At 71.8% G+C, this 22,266-nt stretch carries 21 protein-coding genes; 13 read left to right on the forward strand and 8 right to left on the reverse strand.

The features are described 5' to 3' along the window. Nucleotides 1–60 precede the first annotated feature (60 nt). The 11 genes from H958_RS0109870 (at nt 61) to H958_RS0109920 (ending at nt 9,953) form a co-directional block, all read left to right on the forward strand. Nucleotides 61–750 carry a response regulator transcription factor gene (locus H958_RS0109870; RefSeq protein WP_028058555.1) on the forward strand — a complete coding sequence of 230 codons (690 nt, stop codon included), beginning with the start codon at nt 61–63 and terminating at the stop codon, nt 748–750. Between the two features lie 52 nt (nt 751–802). Then, nucleotides 803–2,134, forward strand: coding sequence for a sensor histidine kinase (locus H958_RS36155; protein WP_051324034.1), 1,332 nt, complete (start codon nt 803–805; stop codon nt 2,132–2,134). 50 nt (nt 2,135–2,184) lie between these two features. After that, complete coding sequence (locus H958_RS36160; protein WP_051324035.1) at nt 2,185–2,628, forward strand: chemotaxis protein CheW; 444 nt, start codon at nt 2,185–2,187, stop codon at nt 2,626–2,628. A gap of 6 nt (nt 2,629–2,634) precedes the next feature. Further along, nucleotides 2,635–3,711 carry a chemotaxis-specific protein-glutamate methyltransferase CheB gene (gene cheB / locus H958_RS0109885; RefSeq protein ID WP_028058556.1) on the forward strand — a complete coding sequence of 359 codons (1,077 nt, stop codon included), beginning with the start codon at nt 2,635–2,637 and terminating at the stop codon, nt 3,709–3,711. Then, nucleotides 3,708–4,556, forward strand: coding sequence for a CheR family methyltransferase (locus H958_RS0109890; RefSeq protein ID WP_051324036.1), 849 nt, complete (start codon nt 3,708–3,710; stop codon nt 4,554–4,556). The genes cheB and H958_RS0109890 overlap by 4 nt, the downstream gene beginning before the upstream one ends. Then, the gene (locus tag H958_RS43080; RefSeq protein ID WP_028058558.1) at nt 4,556–6,538 is read left to right on the forward strand and encodes a chemotaxis protein CheA; all 1,983 of its coding nucleotides are present in this window, start codon (nt 4,556–4,558) and stop codon (nt 6,536–6,538) included. Before H958_RS0109890 ends, H958_RS43080 begins: the two co-directional genes overlap by 1 nt. 20 nt (nt 6,539–6,558) lie before the next feature. Next, on the forward strand, nt 6,559–7,146 hold the full coding sequence (locus H958_RS0109900; protein ID WP_028058559.1) for a chemotaxis protein CheC: 588 nt from the start codon (nt 6,559–6,561) through the stop codon (nt 7,144–7,146). Nucleotides 7,147–7,170: 24 nt separating this feature from the next. After that, nucleotides 7,171–7,659, forward strand: a complete 489-nt coding sequence (locus H958_RS36170) for a chemotaxis protein CheD (protein WP_196807298.1) — start codon at nt 7,171–7,173, stop codon at nt 7,657–7,659. After that, on the forward strand, nt 7,656–8,621 hold the full coding sequence (locus H958_RS0109910) for a flagellar motor switch protein FliM (RefSeq protein ID WP_028058560.1): 966 nt from the start codon (nt 7,656–7,658) through the stop codon (nt 8,619–8,621). Before H958_RS36170 ends, H958_RS0109910 begins: the two co-directional genes overlap by 4 nt. 76 nt (nt 8,622–8,697) lie before the next feature. Next, nucleotides 8,698–9,612: a FliM/FliN family flagellar motor switch protein gene (locus tag H958_RS0109915; protein WP_028058561.1), complete on the forward strand. Its 915-nt coding sequence runs from the start codon at nt 8,698–8,700 to the stop codon at nt 9,610–9,612. Further along, on the forward strand, nt 9,594–9,953 hold the full coding sequence (locus tag H958_RS0109920) for a response regulator (protein ID WP_028058562.1): 360 nt from the start codon (nt 9,594–9,596) through the stop codon (nt 9,951–9,953). Before H958_RS0109915 ends, H958_RS0109920 begins: the two co-directional genes overlap by 19 nt. Nucleotides 9,954–10,022: 69 nt before the next feature. On the opposite strand, the gene H958_RS46145 is transcribed toward H958_RS0109920, so the two are convergent. Together H958_RS46145 and H958_RS0109930 are read right to left on the reverse strand one after the other, a co-directional pair. Further along, nucleotides 10,023–10,187, reverse strand: a complete 165-nt coding sequence (locus tag H958_RS46145; RefSeq protein ID WP_156027865.1) for a hypothetical protein — start codon at nt 10,185–10,187, stop codon at nt 10,023–10,025. Between the two features lie 286 nt (nt 10,188–10,473). After that, nucleotides 10,474–11,313 (reverse strand): PPK2 family polyphosphate kinase, encoded by an 840-nt coding sequence (locus H958_RS0109930; protein ID WP_028058563.1) that lies wholly within the window; start codon nt 11,311–11,313, stop codon nt 10,474–10,476. Nucleotides 11,314–11,347: 34 nt separating this feature from the next. Here H958_RS0109930 and H958_RS43085 point away from each other — a divergent pair, with 34 nt between their 5' ends. Beyond that, on the forward strand, nt 11,348–13,900 hold the full coding sequence (locus H958_RS43085) for a SpoIIE family protein phosphatase (RefSeq protein WP_028058564.1): 2,553 nt from the start codon (nt 11,348–11,350) through the stop codon (nt 13,898–13,900). Here H958_RS43085 and H958_RS43090 read toward each other — a convergent pair. Then, nucleotides 13,897–15,264 carry an HD-GYP domain-containing protein gene (locus tag H958_RS43090; RefSeq protein ID WP_156027866.1) on the reverse strand — a complete coding sequence of 456 codons (1,368 nt, stop codon included), beginning with the start codon at nt 15,262–15,264 and terminating at the stop codon, nt 13,897–13,899. The genes H958_RS43085 and H958_RS43090 overlap by 4 nt on opposite strands. Before the next feature lie 314 nt (nt 15,265–15,578). Next, on the reverse strand, nt 15,579–16,916 hold the full coding sequence (locus H958_RS43095; RefSeq protein WP_051324039.1) for an HD-GYP domain-containing protein: 1,338 nt from the start codon (nt 16,914–16,916) through the stop codon (nt 15,579–15,581). A gap of 157 nt (nt 16,917–17,073) precedes the next feature. Here H958_RS43095 and H958_RS0109950 point away from each other — a divergent pair, with 157 nt between their 5' ends. Further along, on the forward strand, nt 17,074–18,342 hold the full coding sequence (locus H958_RS0109950) for an MFS transporter (RefSeq protein WP_231379216.1): 1,269 nt from the start codon (nt 17,074–17,076) through the stop codon (nt 18,340–18,342). Here the strand turns inward: H958_RS0109950 and H958_RS0109955 are convergent. The 4 genes from H958_RS0109955 to H958_RS0109970 all read right to left on the reverse strand — a co-directional run bounded on the left by H958_RS0109955 (nt 18,299) and on the right by H958_RS0109970 (nt 22,236). Next, nucleotides 18,299–19,966, reverse strand: a complete 1,668-nt coding sequence (locus H958_RS0109955; protein ID WP_028058567.1) for a ribonuclease J — start codon at nt 19,964–19,966, stop codon at nt 18,299–18,301. The two genes, H958_RS0109950 and H958_RS0109955, sit on opposite strands and share 44 nt — an antisense overlap. Then, nucleotides 19,963–20,829 carry a 4-hydroxy-tetrahydrodipicolinate synthase gene (dapA, locus tag H958_RS0109960; protein WP_028058568.1) on the reverse strand — a complete coding sequence of 289 codons (867 nt, stop codon included), beginning with the start codon at nt 20,827–20,829 and terminating at the stop codon, nt 19,963–19,965. The genes H958_RS0109955 and dapA overlap by 4 nt, the downstream gene beginning before the upstream one ends. A 260-nt stretch (nt 20,830–21,089) precedes the next feature. After that, nucleotides 21,090–21,965 (reverse strand): non-homologous end-joining DNA ligase, encoded by an 876-nt coding sequence (ligD, locus tag H958_RS0109965; protein ID WP_028058569.1) that lies wholly within the window; start codon nt 21,963–21,965, stop codon nt 21,090–21,092. Beyond that, nucleotides 21,946–22,236, reverse strand: a complete 291-nt coding sequence (locus H958_RS0109970) for a hypothetical protein (RefSeq protein WP_156027868.1) — start codon at nt 22,234–22,236, stop codon at nt 21,946–21,948. The genes ligD and H958_RS0109970 overlap by 20 nt, the downstream gene beginning before the upstream one ends. Nucleotides 22,237–22,266: the final 30 nt, after the last annotated feature.

A 22,266-nucleotide genomic window follows, 5' to 3' on the forward strand; every position in this document is an offset into this window, starting at 1 on the left:
TGCTAAACGGCAACTGAAGCTTGGGAGAGAACGCCGTCAACCGCCGTACCATCAAGTGCGATGGATGCCGCCGCACGTCCTGTCCGCGTCCTCGTGGTCGAAGACGACGAGGAGATCGCCCAGGTCCTCCAGCGCTCGCTGCGCCTGGAAGGCTACGAGGTCAAGCTCGCCGCCGACGGCGTGCGTGGCCTCGACGAGGCGCACGCGTTCCTGCCCGACGTGATCGTTCTCGACCTCGGTCTCCCCCGCCTGGACGGGATCGACGTCGCGCGCCGGCTGCGCGACGACGGCGACGACACGCCGATCCTGATGCTCACCGCCCGCGACGCCCTGGAGTCGCGCGTCGAGGGGCTGGACGTCGGCGCCGACGACTACCTCGTCAAGCCGTTCGAGCGCCAGGAGCTGCTCGCCCGCATGCGCGCGCTGCTCCGGCGCCGGCCCCCGCGCGGCATGGCCCCGCTGCGCGTGGGCGACCTGACGCTGAACCCCGACACGCACGAGGTCGCGCGCAGCGAGCGCCAGATCGAGCTCACGCAGCGCGAGTTCGAGTTGCTCGAGTACCTGATGCGCAACGAGCGCCTGGTGATCTCGCGCCAGAAGCTGCTCGACGAAGTCTGGGGCTACGACCCGTTCTCGATCACGAACACCATTGAGGTCTTTGTCTCGAACCTTCGGAGAAAGCTGGAAGCCGGTGGGGAGCCTCGACTCCTCCATACGGTCCGCGGCGCGGGCTACGTACTCCGCGTATAAGCGCCAGCCGATCCGCTGGCGTCTCGCGGGAGGCTCAGCGGCACTCACACTCGTGATCCTGTGCGGATTCGCGGTGATCGTCGGCACGCTCACCACCCAGGCGATCTACCAGAACTTCAATCGCCGGGTGAGCACCGCCGCGGATCGCCTGTCGAACGGGCTCACGTACAGCGTGGAGGCGTACGACGACCAGGGCAACCCGAAGCTGAGCCCGCACGGCCCGGGTCTCAACCAGTACGCCTCGGCCAACAACGCCGCGATCCGGATCGTCGACAGGTACGGACACCTGCTCAAGCCCGCGTCGCTGTCGATGTCGCGCGGAGCGCCCTACCTGGGCACCCCGGTGCTCGGGGACACGACCTTCAACGGCTGGCGCGTCGAGACGCGGCACATGCAGACCGACGACGCGCGGATCGAGCTGCTGATGCAGTACGCCGAGCGGATCTCGAGCGTCCGCTCGACGGCGAACCGCGTGAAGCTCTTCCTCGGCCTCGGCGTCCTCGCCGGCGCGGCGCTCGCCCTGCTGGCCGGCCTGGCGACCGCGCGGCGTGCGATGGAGCCGATCTCCGAGCTGACGCTCGCCGCCCGCCGGATCGCGCGCACGCGGGACACTTCGATCCAGATACCCAAGCCGGAGGCCGACGACGAGGTCGCCGAGCTCGCGGAGACCTTGGACTCGATGCTGCACGCGCTCGACGAGGCGCGCACGGAGACCGAGGCGGCGCTCACGCGCCAGCGTGAGTTCGTCGCCGACGCCTCGCACGAGCTGCGCACCCCGCTGACGTCCGTGCTCGCCAACCTCGAGCTGCTGGAGGAGGCCACGCTCGGGGAGCAACGCGAGACGGCCGCCTCCGCCCTGCGCTCCTCGCGCCGCATGCGCCGCCTGGTCGCGGACCTGCTGCTGCTCGCGCGCGCGGACGCCGGCCGCCAGTTGCCCCACCGCGCCGTCGACCTGTCCGACGTCGTGACCGACGCCGCGTCGGAGCTCGAGCCGGTCGCGGGCGACCACGAGATCTCCGTCTCAGCGCCGCCGGGCGTCGAGATCGAGGGGGCGCGCGACGAGCTGCACCGGCTCGTGCTGAACCTGATGGAGAACGCGCTGCGCCACACCGATCCGGGCACCGCGGTCGAGGCGACCGTCGAGCGCCGCAACGGCGAGGTCGTGCTCGCCGTCGAGGACGACGGCCCGGGCATCCCGCGCGAGCTGCACGACAAGGTCTTCGAGCGCTTCTTCCGCGGCGAGGGCGACCGCTCGGGCTCCTCCGGGCTCGGGCTCTCGATCGTCAAGGCGGTCGCCGACAGCCACCACGGGCGCGTCACGCTGGAGCCGCCGCTGGACGGCCGCGGCGCCCGCTTCGTCGTGAGATTCCCCTCCCGGCGCTGAACCGCACCGGAGCTAATGCTGGGGACGGTCCCGCCGATGAGAGGGGGGACATGTCCGACATCACCTCACAGCAGCTCGTGGTGTTCTCGCTGGGAAGCGAGGAGTACGCGCTCCCGATCGGGGCGGTTCACGAGATCATCCGCTTCACCGAGCCGCGCACGGTCGCGTCCGAGGTGCCGTGGATCCGCGGCGTCATCGGCCTGCGCGGCAAGATCATCCCGATCTTCGATCTCGCCTCCCGGATGGGCCTGAGGGCGACGGAGTCCGAGTCGGGCAAGATCGTGATCGTCGAGACGGGCACCGGCCAGGCCGGCGTCGTCGTGGGCGACGTCGAGGAGGTCCTGACCGTCACGACCGACCAGCTGGAGGACGTCCCGACGGCCGACGGCGAGACGATCGACGCGATCGCCAAGATCGGCGACCGGCTCGTGATCCTGCTCAACCCCGAGGGCCTGTTCGCCGGGGCGCGCACCGACGATCTCGCCGCCGCCTAGGCCGCCGTGGCCGCCACCACCCCACGGCAGCGGATCGTCGTCGCCGACGACTCGCGCCTGATGCGCCGGATCCTGTCGGATGCGCTCGGCCGCCAGGGCTTCGACGTCGTCGCCACCGCGGCCGACGGCGATCAGGCGCTGGAGGCGTGCCGTGCGCACCGGCCCGACGCCCTCACGCTCGACCTCGCCATGCCCGGCATGGACGGGATCGGCGTGCTGCGCGCCCTGCGCGAGGGCAAGGCCGAGGCGTTGCCGGTCGTGGTGGTGTCCGCGTTCTCTCCCGCCCATGGCGCCCGCGCGGTCGACGCGCTGGCCGAGGGCGCGTTCGACCTCGTCGCCAAGCCCGCGCTGGGCGAGTCGATGGATTCCTTCACCCACGAGCTCGCGCGCAAGGTCGGCGCGGCGACCGAGAGCGGCCGCGCCCGCCGGCGCGCGTCGCTGCGCCGGGCCGTGCGCCCGCACGTGTCCACGCCGGTCCCGCCGCGCGCCGCCGCCGCGCCGGGCCGCCTCCGCGCCGGCGCGCGCAAGCTCGTGCTGATCGCCTCCTCGACCGGCGGCCCCAAGGCGCTCGGCGAGCTGATCCCGAAGCTGCCGTCGCCGCTCGGCATCGGCGCGCTGATCGTCCAGCACATGCCGGCCGGCTTCACCGCCTCGCTGGCCGCGCGCCTGGACTCCGCCTCGCGCCTGAAGGTCGCCGAGGCGACGGGCGGCGAGGCGCTCGACCCGCGCCACCTTCTCCTCGCGCCCGGCGGCGCGCACCTGCGCCTGGGCGACGACAAGCGCGTGCGGCTCTCCGACGCGGCGCCGATGGGCGGCCTGCGCCCGCGCGCCGACCTCACGATCCTCGACGCGGCGCGCATCTACGGCCCCTCGCTGCTGCTGGTCGTGCTGACCGGGATGGGCAAGGACGGGCTCGACGGAGCCAAGGCGGTCAAGGCCGCCGGCGGTCGCGTGCTCGTCGAGGCCGAGTCGACGTGCGTCGTCTACGGCATGCCGCGCGCGGTCGCCGAGGCCGGCCTGGCCGACGAGGTGCTGCCGCTCGACGAGCTGCCCGCCGCGATCGCGCGCGAGGCCGCGGCGTGACGCTCCCCGCCCGCATATCCGCGCCGCCGCGGGCCGCCACGCCCTCCGCCGGCTTTTCCGCCGGCCTGAAGGCCGACGACTTCGCCGCGCTGTGCGAGCTCGTCCGCACGCTCTGCGGCGTCGACCTCGCGCAGTACAAGCGCGCCCAGATGGAGCGCCGCGTGCGCACCTGGACCCAGCGCCGCGGCACGCCGGACCTCGGCGAGTACGGCAAGCGCCTGCGCACGGAGCCCGAGGAGCTCGACGCGTTCCTCGACCGCGTGACGATCAACGTCTCGCACCTGTGGCGCCACGAGGACCAGTTCGAGGCGCTGCGACGCTCGATCCTGCCCGAGCTGGCGCCCAAGGGCCGCATCAGGATCTGGAGCGCCGGCTCCTCCTACGGCGCCGAGGCCTACACGATCGCCGCCGTGTGCCGCGAGACGGTGCCGCATGTGCGCGTCGAGATCCAGGGGACCGACCTCGACAAGCGCATGGTCGCCCGCGCCCGCACCGGCGTGTTCACGCCCGAGGACGCGCGCACCGCGCCGCCCCGGATGCTCGAGCGGCACTTCTCCCCCCGCCCGGAGGGCGGCTGGGTGGCCACACCCGAGCTGCAGCGAATGGTTCGCTTCGAGACCGGCGACCTCCTGCGCATGCCCGTTCCGGCCGAACGGTACGACGTGGTCTTCTGCCGCAACACGGTCATCTACTTCACCGAAGCGGTGCGGGACGCGCTGCACCAGCGCCTGGTCAAGGCGCTCACCCCCGGCGGCTACCTCCTCGTCGGCACCTCCGAGCGTGTCGCCGACCCACGCGGGCTCGGCCTCACCTCCCCGTTCCACTTCATCTACCGGAAGAGCTGATGGAGACCTCCGAGTACCTCCCGATGTTCCTGGCCGAAGGCCGCGAGCACCTCCAGGAGCTCAACCTCGCCGTCGTCCGCATCGAGGAGACCCCCGACGACCAGGAGACGGTCGACGAGATCTTCCGCATCGCCCATTCCCTGAAGGGCATGAGCGCGACCATGGGCTTCGCCGGGATGGCCGCGCTCACGCACGAGATGGAGGACGTCTTCGAGCTGTTGCGCCGGCGCCGGGGCGGCCTCTCGCGCGAGGCGATCGACTGCCTGCTCCAGTGCCTGGACGCGCTCTCGGCCGCCGTCGACGCGATCGACGCGACCGGCGCAGAGGAGATCGAGCCCGAGCCGCTGATCGCTCGTCTGAAGGGGCTCATCCGCGACGCCGACGAGGCGCCCGAGGAGCCGGCCGGCCTGCCCCGCGGCGCCGAGCGGCCGGACAACCTCTCCGAGCTCGCCGACGGCCGCCGGGTCGTGCAGATCTCCGCGAGCCTGCGCGAGGACGTGCAGATGCCGTCGGTGCGCGCCTACATGCTGCTCTCGGCGATCGCCACCATGGGCGAGACGCTGGCGTGCATCCCCGCGCCCGACGACGTCGACACCTTCAAGGGCCGCGAGATCGACGCCTGGGTCGTGTCCGAGCGCACCGACTCAGAGCTCGCCGAGGCGGCGGGCGCGGTGCCCGACGTCGACGACGTGCAGGTCTTCGAGGCGATCGCCGACGCGGCGGTCGAGACCGGCGACGAGAACATCGGGGACGCCGCGACGCCCGTCGCCGCGACCCCGGACGCCGCGAAGGCCGCTCCGGCGGAGAAGCGCAGCGGTGGTCACAAGGGCTCCTCGACCGTCCGCGTCGACTCCGAGCGGCTCGACCAGCTGATGCACTACATGGGCGAGCTCGTCCTGCACCGCACCCAGGTCGAGGCGCTCGCCGCCCGCGCCGACGTGCCGGGGCTCTCGCAGGCGATGCAGAGCCTGACGCGCACGTCGCACGCGCTGCAGTCGATGGTCATGCAGGTCCGGATGATCCCCGTCGAGGCCGTGTTCATGCGCTTCCCCCGCCTGGTCCGCGATCTCTCGCAGAAGCTCGGCAAGCATGTCGAGCTGCAGCTCGTCGGCAAGGACACCGAGCTCGACCGCACCGTGGTCGACGCACTCGGCGATCCGCTCGTGCATCTGGTCCGCAACTCGCTCGACCACGGCCTCGAGCGCGTGCAGGAGCGCAAGGCGGCGGGCAAGCCCGAGACCGGCATCCTCGAGATCTCCGCGCGCCACGCCGGCGGCAACGTCGTGATCGAGGTCAAGGACGACGGCCGCGGCGTCGACCCGGCCAAGGTGGCCAAGAAGGCCGCCGAGAAGGGCCTGATCGCCGCGGAGCAGATCGACTCGATCGACACCCGGGCGGCGATCGACCTCCTGTTCAGCGCGGGGTTTTCCACAGCTGAGACGACGAGCGACATCTCCGGCCGCGGCGTCGGCATGGACGCGGTCCGCGCGACGATCCGCGACCTCGGCGGCGAGGTCGTCATGACCTCCGAGAAGGGCGCCGGCACCTGCGCGCAGATCCGCCTCCCGCTCACGCTCGCGATCATGGCCGCGCTGATCGTCGAGGCCGACGGGCGCCCGTTCGCGATCCCGCTGGACCGCATCGAGCGCACCGTGCGGCTGTCCGACCAGGCTGTCCGCTCGGTCGCCGGCCGGCGCATGCTCGTCCTCTCCGATGGCGTGCTGCCGATTGTGGACGCCTCCGTCCGCTTCGGCGGCCCGGAGACGCCGCCGGCCGACTACGCGGTCGTCGTGCGTGGCGGCAACGAGCGGCTCGCGATCGTCGTCACGAAGCTCGTCGGCCAGCACGAGCTCGTCACCCGTCCGCTGCCCCCAGAGGTCGCCGAAGGCGCCGCGCTGTCCGGCGCCGCCGTCCTGTCCGACGGCCAGATCGCCCTCATCGTCGACTGCGACGCCGTCGCCGACGTCCCCCTGCCGGTCTGAGACTGAGAGAAAGGACCTCCGTGAGCACCCAGTACAGCGATCTCCAACTCGACGCGCTGCGCGAGCTGGCCAACATCGGCTCCGGCACGGCGAGCACGGCGCTCTCGAGCATGCTCGGCCGCAGCGTCGACATCTCGGTGCCGAACGCCATCGTGCTGCCGATGCCGGAGGCCGTGGGCACGATCGGCAACGCCGAGGACGACGTCACGGGCATCGTGCTCGGGGTCCTCGGCGACATGGAGGCGACGGTCCTGCTGCTCGTCAGCCCGCGCCACGCGGCGCTGATGTGCGGCATGCTCGGCGTCCCCGCCGACTCGGAGCTCGGCGAGTCCGCGCTGCTGGAGATCGGCAACATCGTCGGCACCTCCTACATCAACGCGCTGGCCGGCATGACCGGCATGTCGATCGAGCCGACCCCGCCGTCGATCGCGACCGACATGCTCGCCGCCATCGTCGAGTCGGTGCTGGCTACGCGCGCCGCCGCCGGCGACGTCGCGCTGCTGCTGGACTCCGACCTCGTCGTCGAGGGCGAGGACTGCTCGGTCTCGTTCCTGCTCGTCCCGGACCAGGGTGGCGTGGAGCAGCTCCTCGCGCGCCTGGGTCTGTAGGTGATGGCGGAGACGATGGTCAGGATGGGCGAGTTGGCAGCTTCAGCCGGTTCCGCGGACGTGCTCGTGGCGCTCGGCCTCGGCTCGTGCATCGGGCTCGCGCTCGTCGACCGGCGGACCGGCGTGGCCGGTCTCGCCCACGTCGTCCTGCCCGCGTCGGAGGGGCACTCCGCCGGCCAGAACCGGATGAAGTTCGCCGACTTCGCGGTGCCGGAGCTGATCCACCGCGTCGTCCGCCTCGGCGGCCGCAAGCAGAAGCTCGAGGCCGTGCTGGTCGGGGGCGCGAGCATGTTCGCGGTCAGCTCGGGCACGCTCGAGGTCGGCCAGCGCAACGAAGCCGCGGTGCGCGAGCAGCTCGAGGCGCAGCGCATCCCGGTGATCGCGGCGGAGACCGGTGGCAACCGCGGGCGGACGATCCGCGTGCACCTCGACGACATGCGCATCAGCGTGCGCGAAGCCGGCGGAAAGGAAGCGAACGTCATGACGCCCCAAGGCGCGCTGGTGGGCGCATGAGCGGCCAGGTCCTGAGCCCTGACGCGATCGCCGCGCTGGTCGACGCCGCGCGCGACGGCCGGCTGTCGGACGAGACCCCGGCGCCGCAGCGGCGCCGCCGGATGCGCGCGGTCGACTTCACGCGCCCGACGAAGTTCACGGCCGATCAGGAGCGCCGGCTGCGCCGCACGCTCGAGGCCTTCTGCCGCACCGCCTCGACGCGCCTGTCGGCGGAGCTGCGGGTGCCGCTCGAGCTCGAGCTGCTCACGAGCACGCAGCTGACGTGGGCCAACGCGCATACGCAGGTGCCGTCGAATTCGCTGGCCGCGATCTTCGAGGCGCAGCCGATCGACACGCGCATGCTGCTGGTCGCCGAGAGCAGCCTCGTGCTGGGAGCGATCGAGCTGCTCCTCGGCGGATCGATCAACGGCGGCTTCAAGGAGCGCCGCATGACCGACATCGACCTCGCGCTCGGCAAGCACTTCTTCGAGCGCCTGCTCGGCCAGCTGACGATGATCTGGACCGACGTCGCCGGGCTCGAGCTCAGGCTCGACAGCGTCGACTCGCACATGGAGACGGCGCAGATGGTCTCGGTCTCCGAGCCGACGCTGTCGCTGATGATGGAGGCGCGCCTGCAGGGCACGTCCGCCACGCTCGCGCTGCTGATCCCGTGGTCGGCGATCGCGCCGGTGGCCGACTCCTTGGGCGCGCGCGAGCAGACCAGGGGCGTCCAGAACGAGGGCGATCGCAACTCGGTCCGCCGCGCCGTGGGCAACGTCGAGATGACGCTGCGCGCCGAGGTGGCGGCCGTCGAGATGCCGATCGAAGCCGTGCTCGCGCTGCGCGAGGGTGACCTGCTGCGGCTCAACGCGCCGGCCTCCGGCGGCGTGACGCTGTTCGCGGACAAGGTGCCGGTCAAGACCGCAAAGCCCGGCCGCAACGGCAGCCGCCGCGCGGTCCAGGTGACGGGAGCCGTGCGATGAGGGCGAAGCCTCGGCCTGCGGCCTCGTTTCGCTTGGAGTGTTCGCCCAGAGGGCGAAACTCCCGGGGGTGGTACGTATGAGCGCGGGTGATGCGCTGCAGCGGCTCGGCAGCTCGACCGCGGAGGCGTGCGTCGGCGTGCTCGAGATGTTCGCGCCCGGCAAGGTGACGGTCGGCGATCCCACCGTCGCCGCGGACGCCAAGGCGGCGTTCAACGGCCTGCGCGTGCCGGCCGTCGCGATGTCGGTCTCCTACATCGACGGCGTCACCGGCGGCAACGTGTTCATCATCACCCACGACGGCGCCAAGAAGCTGGCCGCCGCGATGATGGGCATGGAGCAGCCGGAGGATCCGGACGCGCCCGAGCTCTCCGAGCTCGAGGAGTCCGCCGTCTCGGAGGCCATGAACCAGATGATGGCGATGGCCGCCGGCGCGACCTCGTCGGTGCTCGGCACCGAGGTCGAGATCGGCACGCCCCAGACGAAGACGTTCACGTCCTCCGACGACTTCGCCGGCGCGTACGCGAGCACCCCCCACGCGGTGCACACCTCCTTCTCGATCTGCGGCGAGCCGGCCAGGCTCGTCCAGCTGATCCCCAATGCCTTCGTGATCCGCATGTCGAGCGCGCTCGACGAGCTGGGCTCGGAGGTCCTCAACGATGGGCCCGCTCCGGCGGGCAGCGCCACTTCCTCGCGCGCGCTGGCCTCGTCGCCGTCGCTTGCGGGGATCCCCGTACGTGTCTGGGCCGAGCTCGGGCGCGCGCGGATGCCTTCGGCTCAGCTGGTCGGCCTCCCCCCGGGGGCGGTGGTCGAGCTGGATCGCCAGGCGGATGAGCCGATCGACCTGTACGTCAACGGCTCCAAGTTCGCCACCGGTCGTCTGGTGGTGGTCGATGGAACCGACTGGGCCGTGCGCATCGATCACGTGCTCGACAACCCCAACGCACATATGGAATCCGGAATGGAGGTGGCCCGATGGCCCGAATCCTGGTAGTCGACGATGCCGCTTTCATGCGCAAGATGGTCAGCGACGTGCTGACCCAGGGCGGCCACGAGGTGGTGGGCGAGGCGGGCAACGGCCAGGAGGCGATCGCGCGCTTCCACGAGCTCAAGCCGGAGCTGACGACCCTGGACATCACGATGCCCGAGAAGGACGGCCTCTCCGCCCTCAAGGAGATCGTGCAGCTCGACCCGGGCGCGCGCGTGATCATGTGCTCCGCGCTCGGGCAGGAGTCCAAGGTGCTCGAGTCGATCAAGCTCGGCGCGAAGGACTTCGTCGTCAAGCCGTTCCAGGCCGACCGCGTGCTCGAGGCCGTCGCCAAGGCGCTCGCGTAGGCGCTCTGGCCGGTTCGTCGGTGACGGGCGGCCCGGCGGGCCGCCCGTTCGCCGTTGACGGCCGCGAACCTAGAGGACCTTGTGCAGGAAGCAGACGCCCGTGGGAACGGGCCTGCCGTTCTTGTCCAGGCGCGTCTGGGCGCTCTGGCCCTCGGCGAGGGCGGCGCCGACGGAGAGGCCGAGCGCGCACAGCGCGGCGACCATGGTGCAGGCGATCGTGCGGAACCTGGACATCTCTCTCCTGGTGATCGGCCGCGCCGAGCGCCGGCCGCATGCTCCTGGACGCATGTCCGGTTCAGAACAGTGCGTCCAGGACCCACAATGCAGCCCCGGTCAGCAGGACGGTCGAACCCTCGAGCCGCGTTGCCGCGCGACGAGAGGGAGGAAGGTGGGAACATGGGCTCCGAGGTCTGTGGAACCCCGAGCCGCAGTTGCGAGCGAGCGCCTCCAAGGCGCTCGTGCTCGTTAACGGCCGCTGGAGCTCCGCCCTGTATCCGACGTCCGTCCAGCGTCCCGAAAGCTAAGGCATCGCCAGCAGCCGGCGGCGCTGGGCTTCGATGTCGAGGTCCGGCTCAGGCCAGCGCAGCGCCAGCTCCTCCAGGTGCTCGATCAGCAGCGCCGTGACGGCCCAGTTGCGGTACCACTTGCGATCCGCGGGGACGACGTGCCATGGCGCGACCTCGCTCGTGCAGCGCTCGAGCGCGTCCTCGTAGGCGTCCAGGTACTCGTCCCAGCGCTCGCGGGCGTCGAGGTCGGCCGGGTCGAACTTCCAGTGCTTGGTCGGGTCGTCCAGGCGCGCGAGCAGGCGCTTGCGCTGCTCTCCGGGCGAGATGTGCAGGAAGCACTTGACGATCCGCGTCCCGCCCGCGGCGAGCTCGGCCTCGAACCGGTTGATCGCGTCGTAGCGGCGCATCCACGTGCGGCGCTCGGCGAGCCCGAGCACGCGCACGGTGACGACGTCCTCGTAGTGGGAACGGTCGAACACGCCGACCTGGCCGGGCCGCGGCACCCGCTTGCGGATCCGCCACAGGAAGTCGTGCCGGCGCTCCTCCGGGGTCGGCGGCCCGAACGCGGCGGCGTGCACGCCCGCCGGGTCCAGCAGGCCGACGACGTGGCGGACCGTCCCGCCCTTGCCGGACGTGTCCATCCCCTGCAGCACGAGCAGCACGCTGCGCGTCCCGCCCAGGCGCCCCTCGGCGTAGAGCTGCTCCTGCAGCGTCGAGAGCCTCTCGGCGTGCGCGGCCATCGCGGCCTGCGCCTTGCCCTTGCCGCCCTTGAAGCCGGGCGTGGACCGGGCGTCGATGCCGCGCAGGTCGAGCGCTCCCGGCGGGACTCGCAGGGTGTCGCTGACGCGCGCCATGGCGCGCGAGTCTATGCAAGTAGGGTGTGCGCGCATGCAGCGCGCAGGACGGGGGTGGGCGCGCGCCGCGATCGACACGGCCGACCGGCTGCTCGAGCGGCGCGAGCCGGGAGTTGCGCGGCGCCTCGAGCCGCGGGAGCGGAGGACGGAGTCCGCCGCCGCGGTGCTGTTCGTGCTCGTTGCGGGGCTGCTGCTCGCGCGCTCGGACGACCCATGGCCGAGCGCGCTGACGATCGCCGGGCTGGTCGCGACCTACGCCACGCTCGGGGAGATCAGGCTGCAGCTCGGCCCCGGGCTGGTCGGGCCGACGCAGCTCGCGTTCATCCCGCTGCTGTTCCTGGCGCCGCCGCTCGCCGTCCCCGCGTTGGTCGCCGTCGGCGAGCTGATCGGCGAGCTGCGAGCGATCGCGGCGCGGCGCGCGCATCCCGAGCGCGCGCTGGTCGCGCTCGCCGACAGCTGGTACTCGGTCGGGCCCGCCGTCGTCATCGCGCTGTTCGCCCCCGACCGCTCGTGGGGCGTCGTCGTCCTCGCGCTCGCCGCCCAGTTCGCGACCGACTTCGCCGTCTCGAGCGCGCGCGAGTGGTTCGGGGCGGGAATCCCGCCGGGCCGGCTCGCGCCCGTGATGGGGCTGATCCACGTCGTCGACGCGCTGCTGACGCCGGTGGGCGTGCTCGTCGTGCTCGCCTCGGACGGCCATCCAGCAGCGTTCGTCCTCGTGCTCGGCCCTGCGGTCCTGCTGGCGGCGATCGGGCACGAGCGCGCGACGCGGATCGAGCGCGAGCTGGAGCTGGGGCGCGCGTACCGGCGCTCGGCCGGCGAGCTGCAGCACGCCTACGGGCGCATCGGCGAGGCGGTCGCGTCGCGCCTGGACCGCTCCGAGCTCGAGCGCCTGCTCGTGACCGCCACGGTCGGCGCGCTGCAGGCCGATCGCGCGCGGCTGAGCGAGGAGGAGCCGGCCGCGGACGGCGCGCTCTCGGTCCCGCTGCCGGGCCAGCGCGAACGGCTCACCGTCGAGCGCGCCGCGCGGCCGTTCGACGCGGACGAGCGCGAGCTGCTCGAGCGGCTCGCGGCGCAGGCCGCCGCCTCGCTGGAGAACCTCGAGCTGCACGAGCTGATGCGCAAGAGCGAGGCCGAGCAGCGCGCCGTGCTGGAGGGCGTCTCGGAGGCGATCTTCGCGGAGGACGCGAGCGGTGCCGTCGTCTACGCCAACGCGACCGCCGTGCGGCTGCTCGGCGCGCCACCCGATCCGCGGCGTCTGCAGCTGGCCGACGAGGACGGCGTCGCGGTCGCGGCCGAGCGCCTGCCGGGCCGCCGCGCGCTGGCGGGCGAGCGCCCGCGGCCGCTGGTGGTGCGCTACGAGGACGACCGCTGGGCGCGCGTGAAGGCGAGCCCGGTGCTCGACGAGCAGGGCGAGGCGCGGCTCGCGATCACGGTGATCGAGGACATCACCGAGCTCAAGCAGGCCGAGCGCGCGCAGCGCTTCCTCGCCGACAGCGCGCGGGCGCTGGGCGCCTCGCTCGAGCTCGAGGAGACGCTCCCGGCGGTCGCACGGCTGGCGGTGCCGGAGATCGCCGACGGGTGCGAGCTGCACGTGCTCGGCGAGCGTGAGCTGCAGCGGCTCGCGGCCGAGCCGGCGCCGTCGGCCGACGCCGCGCTCGCGGCGCGCATCCACGAGGTCGTCCGCACCGGCCTCCCCCACCTCCGCGACGACGCGATCGTCGTGCCGATGCGTGCGCCGGCGCGGATCGTCGGCGCGATCGCGCTGACCGGCTCTCGGCGGGCGTTCGGGCCGCAGGAGCTGGCGCTCGCCGAGCAGCTCGGGCTGCACGCCGGCGCGGTCGTCGACACGGCGCGGCTCTACCGCACGCGCTCGGCGATCGCGCAGACGCTGCAGGCCTCGCTGCTGCCGCCCGTGCTGCCGGAGATCGGGGCGCTGGAGAGCGCGGCGCTCTACCGCGCGGCGGGTGAGGGCTACGAGGTCGGCGGCGACTTCTACGACGTGTTCTCGACCGGCGCCTCGCAGTGGTTCGCGGTGATCGGCGACGTCTGCGGCAAGGGCGCCGAGGCGGCCGCCGTGACCGCGCTGGCCCGCTACACGCTGCGGGCGGCGGTCGTGCAGCACCGCTCGCCGGCGCGGATGCTGCACTGGCTCAACGACGCGATGCTGCGCCAGCGCACCGGCGCGATCCGCTTCGCGACGATCGCCTGCGTGCGCTTCGACCTCGACGGGGACGGCGTGACGGCGACGGTCTCCTGCGGCGGCCACCCGACGCCGCGCATCCTGCGCGGGACGGGTTCGGTGGAGGAGGTCGGGGTGCCCGGCACGCTGCTCGGCGCCCTGCCCGAGATCCGGCTCGAGGAGCGCTCCGTGCGGCTGGCCGGCGGCGACGCGCTCGTGCTCTACACCGACGGCCTCACCGAGGCGGGCTCGCCGCGGCGGGTCTGGACGCCCGCGCAGCTCGACGCGGCGGTCGCCGCGAGGCGCGGGGGCTCGGCGCAGGAGATCGTCGAGCGCCTGGCGCAGGAGGCGCTGCGGGGCGAGCCGCCGCGCGACGATCTCGCGCTGCTGGCGATGAAGGTGCGCTAGGCGGCGACGCGCGGGCGCGCGTAGTCTGCGACGCGGCGCTCGAACGCCAGCTCGGACTCGAAGTCGGCGGCGTCGGAGTGCGAGAACTTGACGCGGCGCTCGAGGATCACGCGCTCGAACGTCTCGACGACGAGCGGGTCGAGCTGGGTGCCGGAGACCCGGCGCAGCTCGGCCAGCGCGGCCTCGGAGCTGACCGGGCGCCGGTAGGAGTCGCGCGAGGTCATCACGTCGTAGGTGTCGGCGGCGGAGATGATCCGCGAACCGAGCGGGATCGCCTCGCCGGAGATCCCCGCCGGGTATCCGCCGCCCGAGAACCGCTCGTGGTGGTACATCACGATCTCCGCGACGGGGCCGTAGCCCTCGATCCGTTCGACGAGCTTGGCGCCCTGCTCGGGGTGCAGCTTGATCAGCTGCCACTCGTCGTCGGTGAGCTTGCGATCGGCGAACAGCACGGAGTCGGGCAGGATGAACTTGCCGATGTCGTGCAGCAACGCCGCCGTGTGGATGAGCTCCTGCTCGCGCTCGGGCAGGCCGAGCATGCGCGCCACCTCCCGCGAATAGCGAGCAACGGCGGCCGAGTGGCGCGCGGTCATCGCGTCCCGCATCGACAGCGTCTGCAGCACCGTGGAGAGCACGCCAACCTGCAGCGAGGCGAGCTCCTTGGTCCGCCGCGTCAGCTCGATCCCGCGCTCATACGCCTCCACGCCGGCGCGGATGAGGTACTGGAAGACGAACAGGACGACCGCGAGCAGTCCGACGGCGCCGACGCCGATGCGGCTGTAGCTGAACGCGACCGCCGAGGTCAGCAGCGCGGTCGCGAACTCGAACGGGAGCACGGTCACGTAGACCGTCTGCCACGACTCGCGGAAGTTGATCCCGCGGACGGTCTTGAGGTACAGCGCGACCGAGGCGAAGTTGGTCGCGTTCATCAGCATGTAGACGAGCCCGACGAGCGCCGCGAACCCGAGCGCCTGCTCGTCGCCGAACGCGCTGCCGGCCGTGGCGACCCGGATGATCCAGCCGCCGATCAACGGGAAGGCGACGAACGTCATCGCGTTCCACAGCGCGTCGCGCAGCGGGCGCCGGCGCGCGAGGTCGTCGACGAGCACCGACGTCGCGCCGATCGCGGCGGCGGGAGCGGGCCCCAGCAGCGCCATCGCGAGCACGAGCGCGAGGAACGAGCCCGACATGCGCACGCGCCGCAGCTCGATCGTCATCGCCTCGCTGCCGATCGCCAGGATCAGCAGCAGCACGACGAGGTAGCCGGGCCGCCAGTCCGCAGCCCGCGACGACACGACCGCCAGCGCCGCGCCGGCGGTCAGCGCCAGCACTTCCACGAGCAGGATGAAGCGAGCTCGTCGCAAACCACCCCGGTACTCGGCAGCGACCCCGCTCGACTTGAAGGATGCGGAGCTCCGACCGTCCGTTTGTCCGTCTAGTGACACTCTGAAAGAAGGAGGGTTCGCTTTACCGAGACTTTGCCGGTGCTCGGCAACCTGTGCCTCGGTCAGTCAAGGACGGTCGATTCCGCAGAGGCGTTGCCGCGCTGAGCGGGGAAGAAAGGACGAGGACAATGAGCTGGAAGTTCTAAGCCCTCTGGATCTCTGATGGAGCGAGCGCCTCGGGCGCTCGTTCTCGTTAACGGCAGAGCAGCCGCGCGTCAGTATCGGACGAACGTCTACGCCGCAACGCGCGGACGGGCGTATTCGGCGACGCGGCGCTCGAACGCCAGCTCGGACTCGAAGTCGGCCTCATCGTCGTGGCTGAACTTCACGCGGCCCTCGAGGATCATCCGCTCGAAGACTTCGACGACGATCGGGTCCAGTTGGGTGCCGGCGACACGCCGCAACTCGGCCAGCGCGGCCTCGGAGCTGACCGGCCGCCGGTAGGAATCACGCGAGGTCATCACGTCATAGGTGTCCGCGGCGGAGATGATGCGAGAGCCCATGGGAATCGCCTCCCCCGCGATCCCGGCGGGGTAGCCGCCGCCCGAGAAGCGCTCGTGGTGGTGCATGATGATCTCTGCGACAGGCCCGTAGCCCTCGATCCGGTCGACGAGCATCGCGCCCTGCTCGGGGTGCAGCTTGATCAGCTCCCATTCCTCGCTGGTCAGCTTGCGATCGGCGAACAGCACCGAGTCGGGCAGGATGAACTTTCCGATGTCATGCAGCAGCGCCGCCGTGTGGATCAGGTCCTGCTCGCGCTCGGAGAGCCCGAGCATGCGCGCCACCTCGCGCGAATAGCGCGCGACGGCGGCCGAATGGCGCGCCGTCATCGCGTCCCGCATTGAAAGCGTCTGTAGCACCGTCGTCAGGAGTCCGACCTGCAGCGATGCGAGCTCCTTCGTGCGCTGTTCGAGCTCTTCGCCGCGTTCCTGGGCCTGAACGCTGGTCCGCAGGATGTTCAAGAACACGAACAGCACGACCGCAGCCAGCGCAATCGATGCGAGCCCGATACGGCTGTACGAGAACGCCACGGCTGCGGTCAGCAGCGCCGTGGCGGAGGCGGATGGCAACGAGAGCACGAACGCGCGAAACAGATCGCGCCACCGCATGCTGTAAGCGAACGCGCCTAGGACTGCCGTCATGCCGAAATTCAGCGCGTTGGCGAACATGAACACGATCAGCACAAGCGCTGAGAATCCGAACGCGGCATCACCATCCGGGGGCGCAGCGCCCGCAATGGCGACGATCGCGAGACCACCCAGAAGGGGATACGTCGCGTACATCGCGAAGTTGAGCAGCGCCCGGTCGAGCGAGCGGCGGGTGAGCACGGCATCGACGACCGCGCAGCTGAGACTGATGGCGACGGCGGGCGCAGGGCCAAGCAAGGCCATCGCGAGAACGAACGCCAAGAACGAGCCTGACATCCGTACGCCCCGCATGTCGAGCGTCATCAGCTCGCTGCCATGTGCCAGCACGATCAGCAACACGACGAGCGGGATGGGGTGCCAATCGCTCGCGCGACTGGAAGCCGCGGCGCCGGCCACGCCGGCGCACAGCAGCGCGGCCGCCACGACCGTCGTCTCTGTGCGTCGCGTCAACACTCTCCCCGTGATCGGCACCTTGTGGCATTGGTTGAACGCAGCGCTGCGCCGCATCGCTTGTGTTTCGGCCCACTGCTCCGCGAGCTAGAGTGAGGCGGTGGTGCGGAGGCGTCTCGAACCCCTGGCGGTGCGACCCTTCGGGCGCCTCTTAGGTTCGTACACCCTGAACGAACTGGGTGATTCGATCGGCTTGGTGGCGCTCGCCGTACTGGTGTTCGACAGGACGGAAGCGGTTGCGCCGACCGCCGGGTTCTTCCTCGCCGCGAAGTTCCTGCCGGCGCTGATCGCCCCGGCGCTGACCGCGCACCTGGACCGGTTCGAGTTGCGCCGGGCGCTCCCGGGGCTCTACGTCACGGAGGCGGCAGCGTTCGCCGGCCTCGCGCTCTTCGCGTCGGGCGACCGGTTCGTGCTCGCGCCGGTCCTCGCATTGGGCCTGATCGACGGGATGCTCGCGATCACGGGGCGCGGGCTCACGCGCGGCGCGGTCGCGGCCGTGCTGCAGCCGCGCGACCTGCTCGGCGCCGGCAACGCGCTGATGAACCTCGGGTTCGCGATCTCCTCGGTGTTCGGCGCGGCGCTCGGCGGTCTGCTGATCGCCGAGATCGGCGTCTCCGCCGCGCTGCTGGTCGACGCGGCGTCGTTCCTGATCATCGCCGCGGTGATGGCCGCGACGCGCGACTTGCCGAGCGCGCGCGCCGAGAGCGATCAGGAGCGCTGGCTGGATCGCTTCCGCGACGGCCTGGCCTACGCCCGCGGCAGCGTGCGGACCCGGGTGCTGCTCACCGGCCAGTCGCTCGCGCTGATCTGCTTCACGCTGGTCGTGCCGATCGAGGTGATCTACGCCAAGGAGAGCCTCGGGACCACGAGCGCCGGCTTCGGCGTGCTGCTGGCCGCCTGGGGAGCCGGGATCCTGCTCGGCAGCCTGCTCTTCCTCGGCCTGCGCAACCGCTCCGGCTTCGGGCTGCTGCTGGTCTCCAGCGGCGCCGTCGGGCTCGCCTACCTCGGCATGGCGAGCGCGCAGACGCTCATGGTCGCGTGCCTGATGTCGGTCATCGGCGGAGCGGGCAACGGCGTCCAGTGGATCGCCGTGATGACGGCCCTCCAGGAGTCCACGCCGCCCGAGTACCAGGCGCGCGTATCGGGCCTGCTGGAGTCGATCGGCGCGGCGATGCCCGGCGTCGGGTTCCTCGTCGGCGCCGTGATCGTGGAGCTCAGCTCCCCGCGCACGGCGTACACGATCGCCGGCGCGGGGGTCATCGTGCTCGTGCTGGTCGCCGCCTGCCTGAGGCCCGCCTACCAGCGCGGCGTGCGGGTCGGCGGGGGTGGGCCGGGCGGGACCGAATCCGTCGCGCTCACACCTCGACGACGACCGGCAGCACCATCGGACGGCGCTTGAGCCGGTCGTAGATGAACGTCGCCAGGTCGTCGTGGAGGAAGCTCTCCAGCACGTCGACCTCGGTGATGCGCTGCTCGGCGGCGCGATCCAGCGAGTCCTCGACCGCCTCGCGCAGCTCCTCGATGAACGCCGCGTTGCCGTCCAGGAATGGGACGCCGCGCGCGAGCACCTCCGGCGGCACGACGGACGAGCCGTCCTGCTCGGAGACCGTCGCGACGACGATGAAGATGCCATCGGCGGAGAGCATCCGGCGATCGCGCAGCGCGACGTCGGCGACGTCGCCGATGTCCACGCCGTCGACGAAGATCATCCCGGAGGTCACCTTCTCCCCCAGGCGGGCGCCGCGCCCGTCGATCTCCAGCGACTGGCCGTTCTCGGTGCGGAAGATGTGCTCGCTCGGCACGCCGACCGCCTCGGCGAGCTTGCCGTGGATCATCATCCGCTTGAAGTCGCCGTGCACCGGCATGACGTAGCGCGGATGCGTGAGGTTGAGCATCATCTTCACCTCCTCGGCGTAGCCGTGGCCGGAGGCGTGGATCGGCGCGTCGGCGGCGGTCACGACCTCGCAGCCCACGTGGTACAGGCGGTCGATCGTCTCGTTGACGGCGCGCTCGTTGCCCGGGATCGGCGTCGCCGAGAAGATCACGGTGTCGTCGCGGCGCAGCTCCACCTGCGGGTGGTCGCGGTAGGCCATCCGGCGCAGCGCCGACAACGGCTCGCCTTGGGAGCCGGTGGAGATGACGACGATCTTCTCGTCCGGCCACTGGTCGATCTCGCGCGGCGGCAGCAGCATCCCCTCGGGGATATCGATGTGCCCGAGGCTGCGGCCGATGTTGACGTTCTTGCGCATCGAGCGGCCGACGAGCGCCACCTTGCGGCCGTTGGCCGCCGCCGCGTGCACGACCTGCTGGACGCGATGGATGTTGGAGGCGAAGCAGGTGACGACGATGCGACCCGGGCAGCGGGCGAACAGGCGGTCCAGGTGCGGGCCGACGACCGACTCGCTGGCGGAGATGCCGCCGCGATCGGCGTTCGTGGAGTCGCCGCAGAGCAGCAGCAGGCCCTCGCGGCCGAGCTCGGCCAGCCGCGCCATGTCGGCCGGCGCGCCGCCGACCGGCGTCTGGTCGAACTTGTAGTCGCCCGTGAAGAGGATCGTCCCGAGCTCGGTCGTCAGCGCGATGCCCGAGCTGTCGGGGATCGAGTGCGTCAGATGGATGCGCTCGAGCTTGAACGGGCCGGCGTCGGCGACGTCGCCGATCGGCAGGACCTCGAGGTTGACGTCGCGCAGCTTGTGCTCGTCCAGCTTCGAGCGCGCCATCGCGACCGTCAGCTGGCCGCCGTAGACGACCGGGATCTTGTCCTGCCCGAGATCGCGCAGGACCCACGGCAGCGCGCCGAGATGGTCCTCGTGGCCATGGGTGATGACGATCGCCTCGATGTCGGCGACCCGCTCGCGCAGGTACGTGAAGTCGGGCAGCACGAGGTCGATGCCCATCATCTCGGCGGTCGGGAAGCGCAGGCCGCAGTCGACGACCACGATGCGGTCCTCGTATTCGACGACCGTCAGGTTCTTGCCGATCTCGCCGACGCCTCCCAGCGGGAGGACCCGGAGCGCCCCGCTCACGCGGAGTGGACCTCTTGCAGCAGCCCGTGGCGAGCGAGCGCGGCGCGGACGTGCTCGCGCTCGGCTTCGTCGCACTCCACGAGCGGCAGCCGCAGCGTGCCCGCGTCGTGGCCCAGCATCTTCAGCGCGGCCTTGACCGGCGCCGGGCTTGCCGTGACGAACATCGCCGCGTAGATCTCGTGCAGCGACGCGTCGATCTCGGCGCGCGCCTCCGGCTCGTCGTAGATCCGGCGCATCTCCGGCCCGACCACGTGCGAGGCGACGCAGATCCCGCCGGCGCCGCCCATGTCCAGGCAGCGGGCGTAGATGTCGTCGTTGCCGGCGAGGATCGCCAGCCCGTCGATCGGCTGCAGCTCATCGCTGTTGGCCTGCTTGACGGCCTCGATGCCCTCGATCTCGGCCAGCTCGGCGAGCAGGTCGGGCGGCATGTTGACCGCCGTCCGCGACGGGATGTTGTAGAGGATCACCGGCGTACCGGCGGCCGCCTTGGCGATCGCGTTGAAGTGCGCGAGGATCCCGCGCCGGTTCGGCTTGTTGTAGTAGGGCGTGACCGACAGCACGGCGTCCACCCCGGCGGCGACCGCGCGCTCGGTCAGGTGGATCGCGTGCCGGGTGTCATTGGAGCCGGTTCCGGCGACGATCGCGCCCTCTTCTCCCAGCTCGCGCGCGATCAGCTCGACGACGCCGATGTGCTCGTCGTCGTCCATCGTCGCGGCCTCGCCCGTGGTGCCCGCGACCACGAGCCCGTGCGAGCCGTTGGCGAGCAGGTGGCGGCCGATTGCGACCGTCGCCTCCTCGTCGACGGAGCCGTCGCTGCGGAAGGGGGTGACCATGGCCGTGAGCAGGCCTTCGTAGGGACGCATGGCCCCTAGGATGGCACGCTCGCCGGTCAGCCTGCGAGCGATCTCCGCTGGTCAGGGGCGGCGGCGCCTAGCTGGGGGTACAGGACGCGCCGGCGGAGCCGCCGGGAGCGCCTCCGAAGGCGGCGCTGCGCGCGACCGTACAGCGGAGGGGCCCGTCGGCGACGGGCCCCTCGTCCGTGCTGTATGCGTGGGGCGGCCGGGAACCCCCCGGATCCCGGCTCCGTGTTCAGGAGAGGCCCCGCGTCACACGGGGTGATCGGTCAGCGCGCCGGGAGGTTGCGTGCCTCTCGGCGTATGTCCGACCAGGGGTCTCCGCGATCCGCCACGCGGGCGGCGACGTCGCGCACCGTCCAGCGGCGCGGGTGCAGATCGGGATCGTTCAGCTCGTCCCATTCGAGCGGGGTCGCCACGGGGGCGCTAGGCAGGGCTCGCACTGCGTACGGCGCCACGACGGTCTGCGCGTACGTGTTGCGCGCCGTGTCCACCAGGATCCGCCCGTCGCGCTTGTCCTTGCGCCAGAACGTCGTCAGCGTGTCGTGTCCGGAAGCGAACTCCTCCGCGATCTCGCCGGCGCGCGACCGGACCTCGTCGGCCGCCTTGGTCCGCCGCAGTGGCGCCACCACGTGGATGCCGCGCGACCCGGTCGTCATCGCGAACGGCACCAGCCCGAGCTCGCGCAGGTGGTCGCCGAGCGCGAGCGCTCCGGCGCGGATGTCCTCGAACTGCGCCTCGTCCTCGGAGGGATCGAGGTCGAAGACGATCCGGTCGGGCCGGTCGAGCCGGTCGGCGCGGCTCTGCCACACGTGCGGCGTGATGCAGTTCTGGTTGGCCAGCCAGCGCAGCGTCCGGGCGTCGTCGATCATCGCGTGCACGACGTTGCCGCCCTTGCGGCGCGGGACCTCGACGCGCGCGACCCACTCCGGCGCGCCCTTCGGGATCTCCTGCTGGACGACGCGCTGGCCGCCGATCCCCGAGTTCCAGCGCCACAGGTTCATCGGGCGGTCCTTGGTGTGGCGCACCATCACGTCCGCCACGCTCGCGTAGTAGTCCGCCAGGTCGGCCTTCGTGATCCCGTCGTCCGGGAAGAGCACCTTGTCGGGGTGCGAGAGCTTGACGTCAGCGTCGCCGGAGGACATCGGTGAACCGCTTCGGCACCTCCGGGTCGTCCCCTTCCTCCCACAGGGTCACGACGATCAGCTCCCCGCGCGGGCGATCGTGCATGCAGACGTAGACGAGATCGGGGCGCTCCTGGTCGCGCACGAGGATCGCGCCGCGCTCGCCGGGCTCCGTCCGCCCCGCGTCGACGGCTCGCGACACGCGCGCGGCGATCTCCGTCCGCGCGTCCAGGGCGCCGCGCACGCGCTGCAGATAGCGCTCTACCGCATGGTCGGTTACTGCGACGAGCACGTCCAGCCCCGGGGCGGGCGGAACCCGTGA

Origin of the sequence: Candidatus Solirubrobacter pratensis (genome assembly GCF_000425945.1) — a bacterium.
Taxonomy (GTDB): Bacteria; Actinomycetota; Thermoleophilia; order Solirubrobacterales; family Solirubrobacteraceae; genus Solirubrobacter; species Solirubrobacter pratensis.

Bases quoted from the DNA above. Each gene is read 5' to 3' on its own strand.
- H958_RS0109870 (WP_028058555.1), top strand. From the start codon at position 61: ATGGATGCCGCCGCACGTCCTGTCCGCGTCCTCGTGGTCGAAGACGAC.
- H958_RS36160 (WP_051324035.1), top strand. From the start codon at position 2,185: ATGTCCGACATCACCTCACAGCAGCTCGTGGTGTTCTCGCTGGGAAGC.
- H958_RS43080 (WP_028058558.1), top strand. From the start codon at position 4,556: ATGGAGACCTCCGAGTACCTCCCGATGTTCCTGGCCGAAGGCCGCGAG.
- H958_RS36170 (WP_196807298.1), top strand. From the start codon at position 7,171: ATGGGCGAGTTGGCAGCTTCAGCCGGTTCCGCGGACGTGCTCGTGGCG.
- H958_RS0109910 (WP_028058560.1), top strand. From the start codon at position 7,656: ATGAGCGGCCAGGTCCTGAGCCCTGACGCGATCGCCGCGCTGGTCGAC.
- H958_RS0109915 (WP_028058561.1), top strand. From the start codon at position 8,698: ATGAGCGCGGGTGATGCGCTGCAGCGGCTCGGCAGCTCGACCGCGGAG.
- H958_RS0109920 (WP_028058562.1), top strand. From the start codon at position 9,594: ATGGCCCGAATCCTGGTAGTCGACGATGCCGCTTTCATGCGCAAGATG.
- H958_RS46145 (WP_156027865.1), bottom strand. From the start codon at position 10,187: ATGTCCAGGTTCCGCACGATCGCCTGCACCATGGTCGCCGCGCTGTGC.
- H958_RS0109930 (WP_028058563.1), bottom strand. From the start codon at position 11,313: ATGGCGCGCGTCAGCGACACCCTGCGAGTCCCGCCGGGAGCGCTCGAC.
- H958_RS43085 (WP_028058564.1), top strand. From the start codon at position 11,348: ATGCAGCGCGCAGGACGGGGGTGGGCGCGCGCCGCGATCGACACGGCC.
- dapA (WP_028058568.1), bottom strand. From the start codon at position 20,829: ATGCGTCCCTACGAAGGCCTGCTCACGGCCATGGTCACCCCCTTCCGC.
- ligD (WP_028058569.1), bottom strand. From the start codon at position 21,965: ATGTCCTCCGGCGACGCTGACGTCAAGCTCTCGCACCCCGACAAGGTG.